Below are 15,399 nucleotides of genomic sequence, written 5' to 3'. Positions count from 1 at the left end.
CATTCCAGGGTTAGCGCAGGAACTTGCCGGCTTTGGTTTCGAGGAGCCGAACCAGTTCGGCCTGCATGTATTCGTAGTCGTCAGGAATGTCGAGGCAAATCACGCGCTTCCCGTTCAGGTGCGCCCTGAAATTGCGGGAGAGACGGTTGCGGTGAGCCTTCTCCATCACGAAGATGATGTTGGCCCACGCGATCTGCTCGCTCGACAGGGGAAGGTCGGCGTCATTGCCCAGGCCCGCGGAATCGGTCTCCACATTGGGCCAGTTGGCGAAGACGTGCTCCGCTGTCGGGCTGCGCAAGCGATTTTGCGTGCAGATAAAGAGTGCTCGTTTCATGGGATAGGCGAAATTTGCACGAATCTTATCAAATTTAAACCAGATCAAGGAAATCAAAAATCAGCGCCGTCAAGTCGTCGTTCACTACATTTAGTGTGTAATATCCATTGCAACACAACATGTAGTTAAAGAGAATAATGAACCCTGCCCGCAAGACCACCGTGGACGTGGAGTCCTCGATCAACGAATACCTCCAGCAGCTCGACTGGCGGGTGAACGCCAATGCCAACCAGGGCTATTCGCTGGGCGGCATGATCCTCAACATTTCCGGCAAGATGGTCGCCAACTACTGGCTCGACCACGTCTACCCGCGCGCAGTCGGCGAAGCGCATCGCAATGCCGATATCCACATCCATGACCTCGACATGCTGGCCGGGTATTGCGCTGGCTGGTCGTTGCGCACGCTGCTGAACGAAGGCCTGAACGGCGTGCCGGGAAAAGTGGAATCGGCGCCGCCGAAGCATCTCTCCAGCGCCGCCGGCCAGATCGTGAACTTCCTCGGCACCTTGCAGAACGAATGGGCCGGTGCCCAGGCTTTCAGCTCCTTCGACACCTATATGGCGCCCTACGTCCGCAAGGATAAGCTGGGCTATGAACAGGTACTGCAGACCATGCAGGAACTGGTCTACAACCTGAACGTCCCCTCGCGCTGGGGCACGCAAACGCCTTTCACCAACCTCACTTTCGACTGGACCTGCCCGGAAGACCTGCAGGAGCAGGTGCCGGTGATCGCCGGCGAAGAGATGCCGTTTACCTACGGCGACCTGCAGGCAGAGATGGACATGATCAACCGCGCCTACATCGAAGTCATGATGCGCGGCGACGCCAAAGGCCGCGCCTTCACCTTCCCGATCCCGACCTACAACATCACGCCGGACTTCGACTGGCACAGCCCGAACGCCGAGCTGCTATTCGAAATGACTGCCCGCTATGGCTTGCCTTACTTCCAGAACTTCGTGAACTCGGAACTCAAGCCGAACATGATCCGCTCCATGTGCTGCCGACTGCAACTCGACCTGCGCGAACTGCTCAAGCGGGGTAACGGCTTGTTTGGCTCGGCCGAACAAACCGGCTCGCTCGGCGTAGTCACGTTGAACTGCGCCCGCCTTGGCTACCTGTATGCGGGCGACGAGGCGGCGCTGTTTGCACGCGTGGACGAACTGCTTGAACTGGGCAAGACTAGCCTGGAGATCAAGCGCCAGGTGATCCAGCGCCTGATGGATGGCGGGCTGTTCCCTTATACCAAGCGTTACCTCGGCACGCTGCGCAACCATTTCTCCACGCTTGGCGTGAATGGCATGAACGAAATGCTGCGCAACTTCAGCGGCGACACGGAAGACATCACCACCGAAGCCGGAGCCGCGCTGGCGATACGCCTGCTCGATCACATCCGCGCCCGCATGCTGGAGTTCCAGGAAGAGACAGGACATATGTACAACCTGGAGGCCACGCCGGCCGAAGGCACAACCTACCGCTTTGCCAAGGAGGACCGTGCCCGCATGCCGTCGATCCTGCAGGCAGGCACGCAGGAAATGCCTTACTACACCAACTCCTCGCAGCTGCCGGTGGGTTTCACCGATGACCCGTTCGAAGCGCTGGAGCGGCAGGACCAGCTGCAACGGAAATACACCGGCGGCACCGTGCTGCACCTGTACATGACCGAGCAGGTATCCAGCGCCGATGCCTGCCGCCGCCTGGTGCAGCGCGCACTGACGCGCTTCCGCCTGCCGTACATCACGGTCACGCCGACGTTCTCGATCTGTCCGAAACACGGCTACTTGAGCGGCAAGCACGAATTCTGTCCGAAATGCGATGAGGACATCCTTGCGCGCAAGACGCGCGAACTTTCACTTGACTAAGGAGATATGCATGACCGCCAAGCAGCCAAACCAGGAAATCGCCCTCACCGACGCAGAGCGCCAGCCTTGCGAAATCTGGACGCGTGTAATGGGGTATCACCGCCCATACTCGTCCTTCAACGTTGGCAAAAAGGGGGAATTCAACGAGCGTACTTATTTCGTCGAGCACCGGAACAATGGCTGACAGGGAGCTCAAGGTCGGCGGCTACGCCAGGTTCACGTCGACCGACTATCCCGGCGAGCTGGCAGCCGTTGTGTTCGTCCAGGGCTGCCCCTGGCGCTGCGGGTACTGCCACAACCCGCACTTGCAACCCAGGGACGTTGCACCGGCGATCGCCTGGCGCGACATGCTCGCTTTTCTCGCCGGCAGGGTAGGGCTGCTGGACGCTGTGGTGTTTTCCGGCGGCGAGCCGACCCTTGATCCGGCGCTGGAAGATGCGATACGCAGCGTGAAAGCGCTCGGCTTCAAAGTGGGCTTGCACACCGCAGGCATCTACCCTGAACGCCTGATGCAGGTGCTCCCGCTGACGGACTGGGTCGGCCTCGACATCAAGACCTCGTTCGACGCCTACGATGAAATCACTGGCGTCAGCGGCAGCGCGCAAGCAGCACGCACTGCCGCCCGCCTTGTCATTGAGAGCGGCGTTCCATACGAATTCAGGACCACGATCCATCCCAAGCTGACTACACCCCGGCACCTGACCGCGTTGGTGGAGCAGATTTCCGGCATGGGCTGCGAGGCGTATGCACTGCAGGATTTCCGTTCGGTAGGCTGCCGCAGCCAGGATTTGATCAATTCGGCCAGCGAAGGCGTTTTGCACGGCGAATTGGTCGGCCAGGTGAAGTCGCGGTTCCGCCAGTTCACGCTTCGGCAAGCGAATGGCTAGCTGATCACTTCACCAGCATGGCATCACGCAAGATCGCCCCCGCCATGTCCAGGGCTTGTTTGCCTTCCTTCAATTCCTGGTAGTAGTTGGGCCAGAAGTGGAACATCTTCGGCCATATTTCGAGCCGCACGCGAACGTCGGCGATGGTGGCTGCACGGGCGAGGGCGATGGAATCGTCGAGCAGCGCTTCAGTGGCGCCGACGAAGATGTTGAGTGGGGCGATGCCGTGCAGATCGGCGAAAACAGGCGAAGCCAGGGGCACGTCCCGCGGCCGGTCGCCGAGGTATTGCTCGGCCAGGAAAAGCATGAGTTCGCGATTCAGCACCGGGTCGCGTTTGGCGTTTCGGGCGTAGCTGCCTGCTGCAATGGTCATGTCGGCCCAGGGCGAGAACAGGACCGTGCTCGCCGGCTGGGGCAGGTCCAGCTCCCGCAAACGCACCAGCATGGCGACTGCAAGGCCTGCGCCCGCGCTATCGCCTGCCACTGTGAGCTGCATGCCTCGATCAAGCAAATACTGGTATCCGTTAACGGCATCGTCCAGCGCATCTGGGAAGGGGAATTCGGGCGCGCGCCGGTAGTCCAGGGCGAAGGTCTTCATTTCCGCCGCGCGACCGAGTTCGCTGACAAAATGCCGGTGGCTTCCCAGGGAACCCCATACGAAGCCGCCGCCGTGCAGGTAGAGAATGACGCCGTCTTCGCGCGCGTCCGACGTGAAGGTCCATTCGGCGGGAACGCCGTTCGCCATGACGGGAGCGACACTGACGTCCGCGGCAGTCGGATAGAGCCGGGCCAAGGCGTCGCACGCTTCCCGGCGCTGATCAATGGTGAGTTCTGTCGGCCGTGCACGAAACATCGCTTCCAATCGATCGAGCTCGTCCATTGCTTGCCCTTGGGTGGTGCGCGCTATTGGCATCCATGCTCCTCAATGATCATTGTGGCCGGCATATCCACCATCTGGCTGGAACGGATTCTAAGCGAAGACGGGGCGGAAGAAGCTTCGTTCGTAACTGACGATACAACGGGTGTCTTCAGCATACTTGAAGGCTGCCTGGCACTCCGGGTCTTCAAGGGACTTGATCCGGTACTCCTCATAGTTCGCAAGGCTCGGGAACGAGAACATCGCGAGTGCGACGTTGTTCGCGCCTTCGGAAGGCATGAAGTAACCATGGTGCGCGCCGCCAAACTTCTCGACTAACGGAATCCAGATTTTCCCGTAGTGTTCAAATTCCTTGAGCTTGTACGGATCGATGATGTAGCGAAGGTAGCAGGTGATCATAGGGCTTCTTCAGGCAGACGGTGCGCCCTAGTATAAGTGAGGCGGAATCTATCCGCTCGCATTGCGCGGTTTTCGCAACATCAGGACCGGCTCATGAGGTAATAGGGCTTGCCAGCGCTTCCGCGGTGCCCTTGGCCGCAATGCGGTGCAGGGTTCGTTCCAACGCGGCCGTATCGGGATAGATGCGGACACTGGTCACGCGGCCCCAGCGGATCTCAATCAGGTTCACCCCCTCAGCGGTGGTCTGTACGCCATCGGTCCCATTGTTGGTCTCAGTCCAGATGGCCTCAACCTGCGTGCGCCAGGGCCAGCCCGAAACCCTCACTTCATGAAGCGTGAAGTTGATCCCCTGCAGAAGGCGAAGCAGGCGTTCGTACCACGCGCGGATGGCTTCGGGCGTCCTGCGCGTTCCGGACAAGGCGTGTGTGCCTACAAAATAGTGTGTGGCATTTGACGCCAGTTCGTCGGTCACCGCCTCAACCCGGCCTTCACTGAGTCCTGCGAATACCTTGGTGATCCTGCGGCGTACGATAGCGTGGTACATCGTGCATCTCCTGAATTCGCTCCTGGATGAGCATACGTCCATCGTAGACCAGGACGCTGTTATTTGCATCAGCTTCATTGGATTCCCGCCCGGCCCGGTGGCAGGCCGTCATCGCGGATACCCGAACCAGAGAAGGGCGCCGACGGCGAAGAAAACTATCCAGGAAAGGTGCCGGCCGCGGGTGAAGTAGAGAGGGAACAGGCCGGATACCATTGCGACGATGCTAAAGACCTGAAGAACCGTCCTGGTTTCGACCGGCTTTCCCGATGCCAGTAAAACAATCGCCGCGATCCCCCACCAGACCAAGGTGAGAAGATGCCAGACAAATCTGAGCGTTCCAGTTGTGAAGCGGGTTCCGCCGAAGAGCTGGGGCAGGTTGTCGCGCTTGAAGAGGCGCATGAGGATATAGCGCTCGCCCAGGTATGAGTGTGCGATGCCTGTGAAGAAAAGCAGCAATACAGCGATGGTCAGCATTTCCTGCTCCGTGGAGTGAGTTCTCGCAGGATTTCAAGCCGGTTCGACGGCGCGTCCGGGGCGCCGCGCTCCGGATGGCACCATACTCGGTATTCCAGGACAGTGGGGTAGGGCATGTTTTGCATGGAGCTTGAAAGGCTGGTTGAAAGGAACGCTGCATATGAGCGATGAAAACACCGATATCTAGTAGAACTCTCCAATTTCGATAATTGATTGCGCGCGCAAAGCGTTTCGCAGCGCCTCGACGAATTCCCGGTTTGGCAAGGAGCGAACTTCATCGGCAAACGTGGGCAGGTCCTTGCCAAAGTCGAGGATTACCGCCCCTTGCCAATATCCTTTGCATTCCGTTGGAGCGAGATGCTTCCTCGCGAAATCCTCGACGTGTAGCTTTACCTTCGGCGCTGTCGTATTCGTGGACGGGAATGACTCGGCGTAGGCCGTCCCATATGGTTCTTCGTCCTGGTAAACGATGGAGGGCGCCTCCAGCAGCTCGAAGAAAAGCCCTTCACAGCTCCACTGAATCCTGTAGTCCTCGCCAACTATGACGAGGATTTCCGAAAGATAGCGCTCCTCGTCCTCGCAATCATGGAGAGAAGGACCCGCCAGGCGAGCGACTGTACCCCCACTTGGGCCTTCGAACTTGAACACTTTGCCAGCAAGGCCTTTCGGAATGCTTGCATCGGTGGTCCTGCTTTGCTTTCCGGCCGTGAGGTCGACGATTTCCAACAGCTTGTCGTTAAGGCCCCAAGATCCGAGCACCTTGTTCACGCGCTCGAACGTGTCCTGCTCAGGATGCCAGTTCTCCTGATCCACCACGAAGAAGTGGCGATATTCGACTCCCATCATTTCCCCCCAACGAAAACGGCGATCGCGAGTAGCCAACTGCCGAAAAGGAACAGCATCATCTGGAAAGTCCACGGGATAAGGGGAGCCTCCCACTGCCTGGGCTGCTTTCCGCGTATCAGCGTGAGGAGAAGATGCAAGCCATTGAGTCCGCCCAGCGGCAAGAGGTTCATTGCCACGATCTTTGCTCCGAGAAGTCCCGCAAAATTGGCCAGGGAGTGCGAGCCGGCAAAAGTTCTGCCTGCCCGCAGGTATTCCTGGGCGTCGGTGAAAGGACTGAGCGCGCCAAGGACCAATTGGCGGAAGGCGCCGGCAAAGGCTTCCGCTCCCTCATGTCCCAGTGTCAGCATTGTGATGAGCAGGACCGATCCGAGGCCGGCAATTGGAACGGCGATCTGTTTCCAGACCGGGGCATGGTCGAACGCGTCGGCCATGTCGGCGTCGGAGAGAATCTCTTCGCGCGAGTCTTTCAATCGGACGTATCCGCTAATTGGAAACCATCCGAGCCGGAACTTGCCACTCTCCCAAATCGCTGCTCCTGTTCCGAAGGAGACCTTGCGAACAGGGATGCCGGCGCAGTGCGCTGCCAGCGCTGTTGCGGCGACGTGGACAGAGGTGAGAACGCAGAGAAGAGCGAAGGTTTGGACCAGCCAGGGCATCATTTCACCTTGACCTTACTATCAGCCGAACCTCCTGGTAAGCGCGGGAAACCGGGCATCCAGGTCCTCTTCTTCCCATGGCGAGCCTTCAATTTCGCCGCCCTTTGGCAGGTCGTGCTCGGGGAAATCATCATACGATTTGCCAGTTTTTTCCTCCCAGACCTGCCAGGCGATGTACTGGTAGCCCTCGATCTGACACTCGCCATCATGGTCCTCCACGACCGCTGCAAGCGAATCGGCGTTGGACATTGCGGCTTCGTAGACTTTCTCGCCCCGGGAAATCAGCCAGCCCCTGAAATCAAGGAAGCCGTCGTCCGAGCATCCTCCTCCAATAATGTAGGCCGCGCCCCAAAGGTCCCAATGGTAGGCCCGAGCATGGTATGCGGACAAATGGCGGTCGAAGGACACGATTTCTTCGGGAGACATCTCTGCGAGCAGTTCACCAAGCGTGTCAAGCTGCCGCTCCGGATCGCCGCCGGCAGCATGCCGCGACTTGTCGATGATGTTCCAGAATCCTGCTTTATCCATTGATGTTCTCCGTGCTGATCTTATGTTGTGAAACAGGACCTGGCACCAGGAGCAGGGCGTAAATATATGCGCCAAGGACGGAAGCCGGCAGCGGCAGCACGAACCAGATGATGATTGAAATTATGTCGAACTCCGCACCCTGAATGGGGAAGGTATGCAGGATGGCAAACCATGCGCTCTGCAGGGCTCCAGCAATTGCGGCGTTCAGGTAGCGCTGATTGGCAGCCAATGACGCGGTCATGTAACCGCCGATGGCGCTGGCGAAAATTTGCGAAGCGATCGAAGCTTTCTGATACCAGGGGCTTCCGACTGCGGCCGTGATTGCCCGGCCCAGGTCTGTTCCCTGGTTCATGCTGATCCATACCAAGACATTGACGACGATGGTGCCCAGGATGTTGACGAGGGCAAGACCGGCGGCGGTTCCGAGAAAGACGGGAATGGTCCTGTTGGTGTAAGTCATAAGGGCGCGACACGCATTTTGCATGTTCAATTATTGCGGATTTGCAATTTAAAGTATGCCAGTTAATTGCAAAATCGGCAATCCCGTGGATATGCCGCGCGGGACTCTGCTTCTAGCGTTTTTCGAGCAGGTCGATCAGGTCAATGACCTCCCGCCGCTTCACGAAGGTGGCGGCATTGCGGGAGTTCGGGGTCGGACGGGCGCCATTCGCGACCAGCAGTTGAATCATCTCCATGCTGCCGCCGACGATCGCAGCGTCGAAGGGGTTTCTCTTTCCGGGGACGTAAGCGCTGGCGTTGGCACCGGCTTTCAGGGCTTTCCGTACCTCCGCAATATCGTTGCAGGCAGCAGCGGCGGCCAGGCGCTCATTGTGCTCCATCCCTTGATAATTCCGGAGCGTTGCTGCGTCGAGTTCAGGCAGGGATGCTCCAGCCGCCAGGCCTATCGTCAAGCGGGAATTTGAAACGAAATAGTGTGGAGGCACGAAGAGGTTGTACCGGGTGGTCTTCTTTGGCTGTCCGGGTGGGGTGTAGAGCTCACCTTTCAGCACGCGTCCTGCAGCATCGAACCTGGCGCCTCGGCAAGGATCGAGAAACAGCGCCTGCTTCTCCTGGCGGCGATCGGGCTCCTGGAATTGCAGTGAGCATCCCGAGTGCGGACTCCATGCGGCGATCACCAGGTATTCGTCTTTGAGTGAGCGATAGCGTGTCTTTTCTATCGGCGGCTGGCCGGATAAGAAGAGCCGTGTCCATACGGACGAGGCGGAGGTCTGGTTGGCGGCGGCGATCGACTCAGCCCAGTTTTTTCCTTCCGGGTCGGCGAGCTGCGTCGTCGGGCCGCCGCGCAGATAGTCAAGGTCTTCAGCCGTGCGACGGTAGATCCACACCGGCGCGTCAACATAATCGACCTTGACCGGCTTGCCTGGGGCAATGGCGGCCAGGTCGACGTCGACGCGATTGTTTGCCTTCAGCAGCTGGGCGCGGATGTAGCTGGCAGGGAAGTCGTCTGCCAGCGCGGCCGCGGCGTGGCAGCATCCCATCAGGATCAAAGCGGAGAAAATGCGTTTCATGTCCGGCCCATTCTGCCAACGGCATTACTTGCAATAGCGCTTGCGCAGCAGGTCCAGCATCGCCACGTTCTGGTCCCACGCATTGCTGACTGGCTGGCCGGTATAAGGCAAGGTGAAGGTGTAAGGGGCCGGGCCAAATTCCGGCGTGAGCGTCATGCGTTCGGCGCCGTTGTTGCGGCGCAGTTCGATGATGCGGTCCCACCAGGACAGGTGGGCCTGCAGCGCATCGGCATTCTCCGGTGCGCGAAAGTCAGCCACTTGCGGGCCTTGCTGGTGGCCGACGCGTGCGTGGATGTGACGCACGCGCGGCAGTACTTTGGCCAGGGTCAGCTCCTGGTCTTCGAGCAGCGATTCGCAGGCCACGCACCAGTGCGAGAGGTCGGCGTTCAGGTGCAGCTGCGGCAGGCGATCGAGGTAGGGCAGCAGCAGCATCGGGTGGCCGCTGAAGCGGCTGCGGTGGATCTCGTGCACCACCGGCACCCCATATTCGTTCGAGATGCCGGCGGCGAGCGCGATCAGTTCCTCGTTCTGCCGTGGCGTATACCAGTCCTTGCCGGTGTGCGAGTTGACCAGTACTGGCTGCACTGCGCAGGCATTGCGCAGCAGTTCGCCAAGCGCCTGTTTGTGCGCCTCGAAGTCGCTGTGGAAGACTGTCTCCCATTGGGCGACAATCAGGTCCAGCCCGGCGTTGGCGATCTTGTAGGCCCAGTTGTCGCGCTGTGCGCGGTCCAGCGGCAGCGACATTTCGATGCCGTCGAAGCCGGCCTCTTTTACCTTGGCGATGAAGACGTCCGGAGGCAAGTCATTGCTGCCCCAGTGCGGCGCGAAGATGCTGATTTTCACAGGAAGCCTCGCACCGGGAAGGACGCATCGCGCTGGATCCAGTTACGTTTGGAGTATTCGGTGCGGCCGTCAGTGACGTGCAGCGTGTAGGCGTGGCGCGAAACCGGCGAGCGGTTCGGCGCGCTGTAATGCGGCAGCAGGCCGTGGAAGCAGACCAGCGAGCCGGCCTTGCATTCGAGCGGCACGGCGGTGGCGTCGGTCGGCCATGGCGTGTTGTCCAGCTTTTCCACGCTCACCTGGTCGCCTTCGCGGATGAAGCGTTCGCGCAGCGGCGAGCGATGGCCGCCCGGTTCGGCCCACATGCAGCCGTTCTCCAGCGTGGCGTCTTCCAGTGCGAACCAGAAGGTGGTGACGCTGATCGGGGTGGTGTCGAAATAGGTGGCGTCCTGGTGCCAGCGCACTTCGCCGCCGATGCCGGGCTGCTTGAAGATGTACATCGATTGCCAGACCTGCGGTTCGGCCAGGCCGATATCGCGGGCGATCTGCTCCAGGCGCGCATCGGCGGTGAACGCGCGGAAGGCCGGGTCCAGGTCGTGCATGGCGTGGCCGATCTTGTTGATCGACAGCTCCTTGGCTTGTTTCAGCTGGCCGTCCGGGCCGAAGGCTTCTTCTTCAAAGAAGCAGCGCACGGTGTTGTCCGAGCCGAGGAAATAGTCGTCGGCCTTCTTCTCCTGTTCCTTGGTGGTGAAGATGCCTTGCGCGACGGCCGGGTCGAAGTCGTTCACGACTTGTGCGGCGCGGGCGCGCAGGGCGGCGATTTCTTCTGCGGTCTTGAAGCCGGGGATGACGATGAAGCCATCCTTGGCGTATTGGGCTTTCTGGGCGTCGGTCAGCATGGGGTGCTCCTTATCTTAATTCAAGTCATTGTAGGGAAGTCATTGGATGCCAACAATGTGCAAACGGTTGACACATTGTCTCCGAAATGGAGACAATCGCCCCATGGACCAGCTCAAGGCAATGGAAATCTTTGTGGAGGTGGCGCGGCAGCGCAGCTTCAGCGGTGCTGCGCGCCGGCTGGGCATGACGCGCGCCATGGTGAGCAAGCATGTGATTGCGCTCGAAGAACGGCTCAATGCGCGCCTGCTGCATCGCTCCACGCGCGATGTGAGCCTGACCGATGCAGGGCAGGCTTACCTGGAGCCTTGCGCGCTGGCGGTGCTGCAGGCGCAGGAAGCTGCGCGGGTGGTGACGCATGCCGGCGTCGAGCTGGCAGGGCCGCTGCGGATACAGGCGCCGTCCAGCTTCGGCAGCGAATGGCTGGCCGATGCGGTGGCGCGCTTCAGCCTGCCGCATCCGCAGTTGTCGCCGCTGCTGCATGTGGACGATGCACTGCTCGATCCGATCGAACATGGCTTCGACCTGACGATCCGCGTGGGCGGGATTCCGGACAGCCGTGCTCTGGCAATACGGCCTTTGGCGCCTTGCCGCGGCATCCTGTGCGCCTCGCCGGCCTACCTGGCGCGGGCAGGCCGGCCTGAGATTCCAGAGGACCTGCATCGCCACCAGTGCCTGCACTTCAGCCACCTCACCGGCGGTATCGCCTGGCACTTCGCACGCGGCGAGGAGCAGGCCACAGTACGCGTGACGCCGGCTTTCACCGCCAATAACGGAATGGTTCTGCAGCATGCGGCCTTGCGCGGGCTGGGCATCGTCTATACGACAACCTTCCTGGCCTGGCGCGACCTTATTGAAGGGCGGTTGGTGCCGGTGCTGGCCGACTGGGACTTGCCCCTGAACCATTTGAGCGCCCTGTACCCGGCCACGCGCCAGCTATCGCCGAAGGTGAGGGCGCTGATCGATTTCCTGCTGGCGCAGTACCAGCCCGTGCCGCCTTGGGACAAGGCCCTGGTGGATGCCGGGTTGCTAAATATATAATCGCAGGATGAACCAACACCGCCTCCTGCAAATCGATGCCTTGCGCGGCTTTGCGTTGTTTGGCATCCTGGCCGTCAACATCTGGTCGTTTGCCGACCCTTACTTCGCCTCTGGCGTGACCAATCCGCGCTATGCGGGCGCCATCGATATGGCAGTGCGCTTCATCGTCGCGCTCCTGTTCGAAGCCAAGTTCTACCTGTTGTTCTCCTTCCTGTTTGGCTACAGCTTCATGCTCCAGGCGTGGGCCGCCGAACGTGCGGGCGCCGCGTTTCGTCCGCGCATGCTGCGCCGGACGGCTGGCTTGGTGTTGTTGGGCGTGCTGCATGGCTGCTTCCTGTACTATGGCGACATCCTGCATTTGTATGGTTTGCTGTGCCTCCTGCTGTTGCTCTGGTATGGCCGCCATTGGCGCACGGCAGAAAGTGCGGCGCTGTTACTGATGCTGGCGTCCTTCATGCTGGTCGTGCTGGGTGTGGTGCTCCTGTTCTCGCCGGAAGCGGGCCTGCTGGAACTGAAGGCTGTCTTTGCCAGGGTGGCCGCCTTCCATGGCGATGCCCGCAGCACGCAGGCATTCATCACGGGCGAGTTTCCATCGACTTCCGCGTTCCTGATGTTTGGCCAGGGGCCGAGTGCGCTGGCGATGTTCCTGCTTGGACTTGGCGCAGCGCGCGCTAATTTGCTGGGGAGTATTGAGGCGATCGAGCAGCTGGTTCGCCCCATCTTGCGCCTTGGCGCCGTGTTCGGGCTCGGTGGTGCACTGCTGTATGCGGCTGCTTCCGAATTCGCGCCGGGCGGTGTGCTGGTGATTTTCGCCACGGCGCTCAGCTACCTGACTGCGCCGCTCCTGACCGCGGCTTACATCGTCCTCATGATGCTTCTGTTCAGGAGCCGTCACGGCGCGCGGGCGATCGCGGCGTTGGCGCCCATGGGCAAGCTTGCGTTGAGCAATTACTTGCTGCAGTCCCTGGTGCTGGCGCTGCTATTCACGGGTTACGGACTGCGCCTGTGCGACGAGCTGCCCCCAATCGCCGTGCTGGCGCTGGTGCCTGCCGTCTTCCTCGCGCAAATGACTCTCAGCGCCTGGTGGCTCAAACACTACGCTTATGGCCCAGCCGAATGGCTGCTGCGCGCCATCACCAACTGGCAGTGGCTGCCTCAGGAAGCAGGAGCCCAGCCGCCGTCGCGGTAGACCTGCTCGTCGTCGAGGTAGACCGCATCGGTCTGGACGAAGACGTCGACGTGGTAGCGGGCGTCCTTGCGCTTGAACTGCGGCTTCTGGTACTGGCCATGCTTGGCGCCGAGCGAGAGATGGATGCCGCACATGCGCTCATAGGTGCCGATATCGTCCACTGTGCGCTCGCGCGAGAAGGCGCGGTTCATGCCGAAACCGAGTTCGCGCACCCATACTTCGCCTTCATGCGCGCGAATGATTGCCAGCATATTGTCAAACTCCGGCGTGCTGTTCTCGGCGCCGGTCACGCGGCCTTTTTCCACGATCATGGTGATCGGCGTGGCCGGGCGGTTGACGTGGAAAGTGGTGTCGCCGAACACGAAGACCTTGGCGCGGCCGTTGACTGCTTCCAGGTCTTGCGCTTCGGTGAACACTTCGCCGATCGGAAACAGGCCGCCGACATTCTTCATGGCGCTGTAGTCGCCGATATTCAGCTTGGCTTCTTCAAACGCAGAGGCGAACACCAGCCGTTCACCGCCGCTTTCCACCACGCCTGATTGCGCGCGGTCGATGCGGGTCTTCAAAGCATGGCCGACGCCGCGGTAGTACGCCGGGTCGTAGGCCAGTGCATCGATATAGACCAGGCCTTGCCCGTCCGGCATACGTGACAAATGCATATGCTCGATCACCTTCAGGCCGCGCTTGAACAGCTCCATCCGGATGCGGTATTCGTTCAGGCGGAAGCTGGTGGTCTGCACCAGCACCACCAGGTCGCCCGCCTGTAGTTGCTCGAAAGCCGCAAGCACGTCGGCCGCCTGCACCGTGTCGAAGTCGATGAAACGGCCCTCCGGCAGGGCCGCGCGGTAGGCGTCTGCCAGTACCAGGGAAAGCGGGCTGCGATGGTCGAACACCACCAAAGCCTGCTGCGGCGCGGCGTATTCGATGGCGTGGGCAAGCAGGTCGCGTACATTGCGGGCTGCCGTATCGCGGGCGGCAGGTGGAAAAGCGGTCATTATCAGGCTATAAAGAGGATGAGGCATGCGCATTATACGGCGTGCCGCCGCTTGAACCGGGAAGGGACGCGAGGTAGAATCGGACGAATATAGCCGGGGAGAAACATCAATGGGTGTACAGTTTGGCCAGGACTTGCCGCTCCAGCGGCCCGATGAAACGGATAGCCGTGCGGCCATTTTCGTCCCGACCACCAATATCAAGGAAGATATCCTGTCCGCTGTCCGCAAGGGCGCGGCGGTCGTCGGCTTCGGCAATCACGACCATACCTTGACCATCTATTACGAAAGCAACCGCTTCAACGAGCCAACCCTGGCCAAGTGGGAGCAGAAGGCGCGCAAGGCTTACGACCGCCTGCGCGACAACCTGCCCACCACCTCCAAGATGGTGTGCAAGCTGGATAACTTCGAGCAGATCGGTTACATCAGCAACAAGGGCATCACCATCCGCCGCCGTGCCAGCCTGGATCGCTGGCTCGAGTTTTCGGACGCCCAGGATTCCGCACCGGAGGGCGATAACGTCGCCTTCGCTCCGCCGCCGCCGCCCAAAAAGATCGTCGCCGATTGAGACTCGGTGCTACCATCTGCCCAGAGCCAAACATTGGAGGGCAGATGCAGGTAAACTTTTTAGCTGCAGGTGGCGTTTTCCTGTTGGTGTTGCTGGCATCCAACGCTATCCGGCGTGCCTTCATGCGCCATGTGCAGGCGCGCGGCGCCGAGTTGCCGGCTGCCGATACGGCCGGCTGGCTGCTGTTCTTCGGACTGGCTTTCCTGGCCGCCGCCGTGCTCGGGGTGCTGAACCTTTCCAAGTTCCTCAACCTGGCGTTTTGCAGCACCTTGCTGGTGTTCGGCGTGGCTGCGCTGGTCGGCGCCTTCGTCATCGGTCGCCGTTAGCGTCGTCCTGCCATGCCACCGGGATGTGGCGGATCTCGTTGCCATTCCATGCGGTGACCAGCCCTTCCACACGTTTTCCGTCGACCTTCAGCGCTGCTACGTGATAGCGGTAATCGGGCCCGAACTGGCGTTCGGCCGCGCGCCTTGCGCGTTCCGCGACATCGCCATGCAGCAGTAGCGACAGTGCGACGCAGAGCATCAGCGACAGCGCGGCGCCGCTGGCGGCCGCCAGTCCCATGTGGCGCGCCTTGTGGCCGGCGGCGCGGCGCGCGGCAAGGACAGCGGGCGCGCCAAGGGTGCGGTACAGCCAGTGCAGCAGCAACAGCCAGGTTGCGCTGGTGACGAGGGAGGGAAGGACGCGCGGCTGCAGCCTGAGCTGGGTCAGGGTCAGGTCGACCGGCTGCATCAGGGGCCAGGCCAGCATCATCACGCCCAGCGCGCACAGGGCGAAGGCAGCCACCCAGCGCACCAGCGACGCCATGTGCAGGCTGCCGAACAGCAAGCCGATACCGGCTGCCGCGCCGAGCAGGAAAAGGCCGGACCGGATGGCCAGCAGGTCGCAGGTGCCCAGCACCACCAGCACCATGCCCGCCCGCTTAAGGATGGGAATGTGCGCGTCCATTGGAGTATTCTAGCGTAACATTTTCACTATGCTGGAAGGAAAGGAGATACC

21 protein-coding genes are annotated in these 15,399 nt (G+C 60.8%); 7 read left to right on the top strand and 14 right to left on the bottom strand.

The window, feature by feature from the left end; translation table 11 throughout:
* Window positions 1-10: 10 nt before the first annotated feature.
* Window positions 11-334: a low molecular weight protein tyrosine phosphatase family protein gene (locus tag ACN9MZ_RS24565; protein WP_426339459.1), complete on the bottom strand. Its 324-nt coding sequence runs from the start codon at window positions 332-334 to the stop codon at window positions 11-13.
* Window positions 335-471: 137 nt separating this feature from the next.
* Between ACN9MZ_RS24565 and ACN9MZ_RS24560 the strand changes: the two genes are divergently transcribed.
* From ACN9MZ_RS24560 to ACN9MZ_RS24550, 3 genes are read left to right on the top strand one after another with little or no spacing between them, the layout of a single operon-like run.
* Window positions 472-2,193 (top strand): ribonucleoside triphosphate reductase, encoded by a 1,722-nt coding sequence (locus ACN9MZ_RS24560; RefSeq protein WP_426339458.1) that lies wholly within the window; start codon window positions 472-474, stop codon window positions 2,191-2,193.
* Between the two features lie 10 nt (window positions 2,194-2,203).
* Complete coding sequence (gene nrdD / locus ACN9MZ_RS24555) at window positions 2,204-2,377, top strand: anaerobic ribonucleoside-triphosphate reductase (RefSeq protein ID WP_426339457.1); 174 nt, start codon at window positions 2,204-2,206, stop codon at window positions 2,375-2,377.
* Window positions 2,370-3,080: an anaerobic ribonucleoside-triphosphate reductase activating protein gene (locus ACN9MZ_RS24550; RefSeq protein WP_426339456.1), complete on the top strand. Its 711-nt coding sequence runs from the start codon at window positions 2,370-2,372 to the stop codon at window positions 3,078-3,080. The genes nrdD and ACN9MZ_RS24550 overlap by 8 nt, the downstream gene beginning before the upstream one ends.
* Window positions 3,081-3,084: 4 nt before the next feature.
* Here the strand turns inward: ACN9MZ_RS24550 and ACN9MZ_RS24545 are convergent, their stop codons facing one another.
* The 11 genes from ACN9MZ_RS24545 to ACN9MZ_RS24495 all read right to left on the bottom strand — a co-directional run bounded on the left by ACN9MZ_RS24545 (window position 3,085) and on the right by ACN9MZ_RS24495 (window position 10,612).
* Window positions 3,085-3,960, bottom strand: a complete 876-nt coding sequence (locus ACN9MZ_RS24545) for an alpha/beta hydrolase (protein ID WP_426339455.1) — start codon at window positions 3,958-3,960, stop codon at window positions 3,085-3,087.
* Between the two features lie 90 nt (window positions 3,961-4,050).
* Complete coding sequence (locus ACN9MZ_RS24540) at window positions 4,051-4,356, bottom strand: NIPSNAP family protein (RefSeq protein ID WP_426339454.1); 306 nt, start codon at window positions 4,354-4,356, stop codon at window positions 4,051-4,053.
* A gap of 91 nt (window positions 4,357-4,447) precedes the next feature.
* Window positions 4,448-4,900, bottom strand: a complete 453-nt coding sequence (locus ACN9MZ_RS24535) for a nuclear transport factor 2 family protein (protein WP_426339453.1) — start codon at window positions 4,898-4,900, stop codon at window positions 4,448-4,450.
* 108 nt (window positions 4,901-5,008) lie between these two features.
* Window positions 5,009-5,374 carry a hypothetical protein gene (locus ACN9MZ_RS24530; RefSeq protein ID WP_426339452.1) on the bottom strand — a complete coding sequence of 122 codons (366 nt, stop codon included), beginning with the start codon at window positions 5,372-5,374 and terminating at the stop codon, window positions 5,009-5,011.
* Between the two features lie 183 nt (window positions 5,375-5,557).
* Window positions 5,558-6,220: a hypothetical protein gene (locus ACN9MZ_RS24525; RefSeq protein WP_426339451.1), complete on the bottom strand. Its 663-nt coding sequence runs from the start codon at window positions 6,218-6,220 to the stop codon at window positions 5,558-5,560.
* A complete protein-coding gene (locus ACN9MZ_RS24520) occupies window positions 6,217-6,879 on the bottom strand; it encodes a site-2 protease family protein (RefSeq protein WP_426339450.1) in 663 nt (220 codons plus the stop codon). The genes ACN9MZ_RS24525 and ACN9MZ_RS24520 overlap by 4 nt, the downstream gene beginning before the upstream one ends.
* Before the next feature lie 18 nt (window positions 6,880-6,897).
* Complete coding sequence (locus tag ACN9MZ_RS24515; RefSeq protein ID WP_426339449.1) at window positions 6,898-7,404, bottom strand: DUF4240 domain-containing protein; 507 nt, start codon at window positions 7,402-7,404, stop codon at window positions 6,898-6,900.
* Window positions 7,397-7,864, bottom strand: coding sequence for a hypothetical protein (locus tag ACN9MZ_RS24510; protein ID WP_426339448.1), 468 nt, complete (start codon window positions 7,862-7,864; stop codon window positions 7,397-7,399). Before ACN9MZ_RS24510 ends, ACN9MZ_RS24515 begins: the two co-directional genes overlap by 8 nt.
* A gap of 112 nt (window positions 7,865-7,976) precedes the next feature.
* Window positions 7,977-8,933, bottom strand: coding sequence for a hypothetical protein (locus ACN9MZ_RS24505; RefSeq protein WP_426339447.1), 957 nt, complete (start codon window positions 8,931-8,933; stop codon window positions 7,977-7,979).
* 24 nt (window positions 8,934-8,957) lie between these two features.
* Window positions 8,958-9,776 carry a sugar phosphate isomerase/epimerase family protein gene (locus tag ACN9MZ_RS24500; protein WP_426339446.1) on the bottom strand — a complete coding sequence of 273 codons (819 nt, stop codon included), beginning with the start codon at window positions 9,774-9,776 and terminating at the stop codon, window positions 8,958-8,960.
* The gene (locus ACN9MZ_RS24495) at window positions 9,773-10,612 is read right to left on the bottom strand and encodes a phytanoyl-CoA dioxygenase family protein (protein ID WP_426339445.1); all 840 of its coding nucleotides are present in this window, start codon (window positions 10,610-10,612) and stop codon (window positions 9,773-9,775) included. The genes ACN9MZ_RS24500 and ACN9MZ_RS24495 overlap by 4 nt, the downstream gene beginning before the upstream one ends.
* Window positions 10,613-10,715: 103 nt before the next feature.
* On the opposite strand from ACN9MZ_RS24495, the gene ACN9MZ_RS24490 reads away from it, so the two are divergent.
* Window positions 10,716-11,651, top strand: coding sequence for a LysR substrate-binding domain-containing protein (locus ACN9MZ_RS24490; RefSeq protein ID WP_426339444.1), 936 nt, complete (start codon window positions 10,716-10,718; stop codon window positions 11,649-11,651).
* A 7-nt stretch (window positions 11,652-11,658) separates the two neighbouring features.
* Window positions 11,659-12,840, top strand: a complete 1,182-nt coding sequence (locus tag ACN9MZ_RS24485) for a DUF418 domain-containing protein (RefSeq protein ID WP_426339443.1) — start codon at window positions 11,659-11,661, stop codon at window positions 12,838-12,840.
* On the opposite strand, the gene ACN9MZ_RS24480 is transcribed toward ACN9MZ_RS24485, so the two are convergent.
* Window positions 12,807-13,835 carry a hypothetical protein gene (locus tag ACN9MZ_RS24480; RefSeq protein WP_426339442.1) on the bottom strand — a complete coding sequence of 343 codons (1,029 nt, stop codon included), beginning with the start codon at window positions 13,833-13,835 and terminating at the stop codon, window positions 12,807-12,809. The genes ACN9MZ_RS24485 and ACN9MZ_RS24480 overlap by 34 nt on opposite strands.
* A 109-nt stretch (window positions 13,836-13,944) precedes the next feature.
* Here ACN9MZ_RS24480 and ACN9MZ_RS24475 point away from each other — a divergent pair, with 109 nt between their 5' ends.
* A complete protein-coding gene (locus tag ACN9MZ_RS24475) occupies window positions 13,945-14,400 on the top strand; it encodes a hypothetical protein (protein ID WP_426339441.1) in 456 nt (151 codons plus the stop codon).
* A gap of 44 nt (window positions 14,401-14,444) precedes the next feature.
* Complete coding sequence (locus ACN9MZ_RS24470) at window positions 14,445-14,726, top strand: hypothetical protein (protein ID WP_426339440.1); 282 nt, start codon at window positions 14,445-14,447, stop codon at window positions 14,724-14,726.
* Here the strand turns inward: ACN9MZ_RS24470 and ACN9MZ_RS24465 are convergent.
* Complete coding sequence (locus tag ACN9MZ_RS24465) at window positions 14,710-15,348, bottom strand: hypothetical protein (protein ID WP_426339439.1); 639 nt, start codon at window positions 15,346-15,348, stop codon at window positions 14,710-14,712. The two genes, ACN9MZ_RS24470 and ACN9MZ_RS24465, sit on opposite strands and share 17 nt — an antisense overlap.
* Window positions 15,349-15,399: the final 51 nt, after the last annotated feature.

Origin of the sequence: Pseudoduganella sp. S-14 (genome assembly GCF_049913285.1) — a bacterium.
GTDB lineage: Bacteria > Pseudomonadota > Gammaproteobacteria > Burkholderiales > Burkholderiaceae_D > Rugamonas.
This window is presented reverse-complemented; position numbering and strand designations above follow the sequence as displayed.

What these genes read in the sequence shown, in the direction of transcription:
- ACN9MZ_RS24545 (WP_426339455.1), bottom strand. Translation starts at nt 3,960, where the DNA reads ATGGACGAGCTCGATCGATTGGAAGCGATGTTTCGTGCACGGCCGACA.
- ACN9MZ_RS24470 (WP_426339440.1), top strand. Translation starts at nt 14,445, where the DNA reads ATGCAGGTAAACTTTTTAGCTGCAGGTGGCGTTTTCCTGTTGGTGTTG.
- ACN9MZ_RS24540 (WP_426339454.1), bottom strand. Translation starts at nt 4,356, where the DNA reads ATGATCACCTGCTACCTTCGCTACATCATCGATCCGTACAAGCTCAAG.
- ACN9MZ_RS24475 (WP_426339441.1), top strand. Translation starts at nt 13,945, where the DNA reads ATGGGTGTACAGTTTGGCCAGGACTTGCCGCTCCAGCGGCCCGATGAA.
- ACN9MZ_RS24535 (WP_426339453.1), bottom strand. Translation starts at nt 4,900, where the DNA reads ATGTACCACGCTATCGTACGCCGCAGGATCACCAAGGTATTCGCAGGA.
- ACN9MZ_RS24560 (WP_426339458.1), top strand. Translation starts at nt 472, where the DNA reads ATGAACCCTGCCCGCAAGACCACCGTGGACGTGGAGTCCTCGATCAAC.
- ACN9MZ_RS24515 (WP_426339449.1), bottom strand. Translation starts at nt 7,404, where the DNA reads ATGGATAAAGCAGGATTCTGGAACATCATCGACAAGTCGCGGCATGCT.
- ACN9MZ_RS24490 (WP_426339444.1), top strand. Translation starts at nt 10,716, where the DNA reads ATGGACCAGCTCAAGGCAATGGAAATCTTTGTGGAGGTGGCGCGGCAG.
- ACN9MZ_RS24565 (WP_426339459.1), bottom strand. Translation starts at nt 334, where the DNA reads ATGAAACGAGCACTCTTTATCTGCACGCAAAATCGCTTGCGCAGCCCG.
- ACN9MZ_RS24480 (WP_426339442.1), bottom strand. Translation starts at nt 13,835, where the DNA reads ATGACCGCTTTTCCACCTGCCGCCCGCGATACGGCAGCCCGCAATGTA.
- ACN9MZ_RS24530 (WP_426339452.1), bottom strand. Translation starts at nt 5,374, where the DNA reads ATGCTGACCATCGCTGTATTGCTGCTTTTCTTCACAGGCATCGCACAC.
- nrdD (WP_426339457.1), top strand. Translation starts at nt 2,204, where the DNA reads ATGACCGCCAAGCAGCCAAACCAGGAAATCGCCCTCACCGACGCAGAG.
- ACN9MZ_RS24485 (WP_426339443.1), top strand. Translation starts at nt 11,659, where the DNA reads ATGAACCAACACCGCCTCCTGCAAATCGATGCCTTGCGCGGCTTTGCG.
- ACN9MZ_RS24550 (WP_426339456.1), top strand. Translation starts at nt 2,370, where the DNA reads ATGGCTGACAGGGAGCTCAAGGTCGGCGGCTACGCCAGGTTCACGTCG.
- ACN9MZ_RS24520 (WP_426339450.1), bottom strand. Translation starts at nt 6,879, where the DNA reads ATGATGCCCTGGCTGGTCCAAACCTTCGCTCTTCTCTGCGTTCTCACC.
- ACN9MZ_RS24495 (WP_426339445.1), bottom strand. Translation starts at nt 10,612, where the DNA reads ATGCTGACCGACGCCCAGAAAGCCCAATACGCCAAGGATGGCTTCATC.
- ACN9MZ_RS24505 (WP_426339447.1), bottom strand. Translation starts at nt 8,933, where the DNA reads ATGAAACGCATTTTCTCCGCTTTGATCCTGATGGGATGCTGCCACGCC.
- ACN9MZ_RS24465 (WP_426339439.1), bottom strand. Translation starts at nt 15,348, where the DNA reads ATGGACGCGCACATTCCCATCCTTAAGCGGGCGGGCATGGTGCTGGTG.
- ACN9MZ_RS24525 (WP_426339451.1), bottom strand. Translation starts at nt 6,220, where the DNA reads ATGATGGGAGTCGAATATCGCCACTTCTTCGTGGTGGATCAGGAGAAC.
- ACN9MZ_RS24510 (WP_426339448.1), bottom strand. Translation starts at nt 7,864, where the DNA reads ATGACTTACACCAACAGGACCATTCCCGTCTTTCTCGGAACCGCCGCC.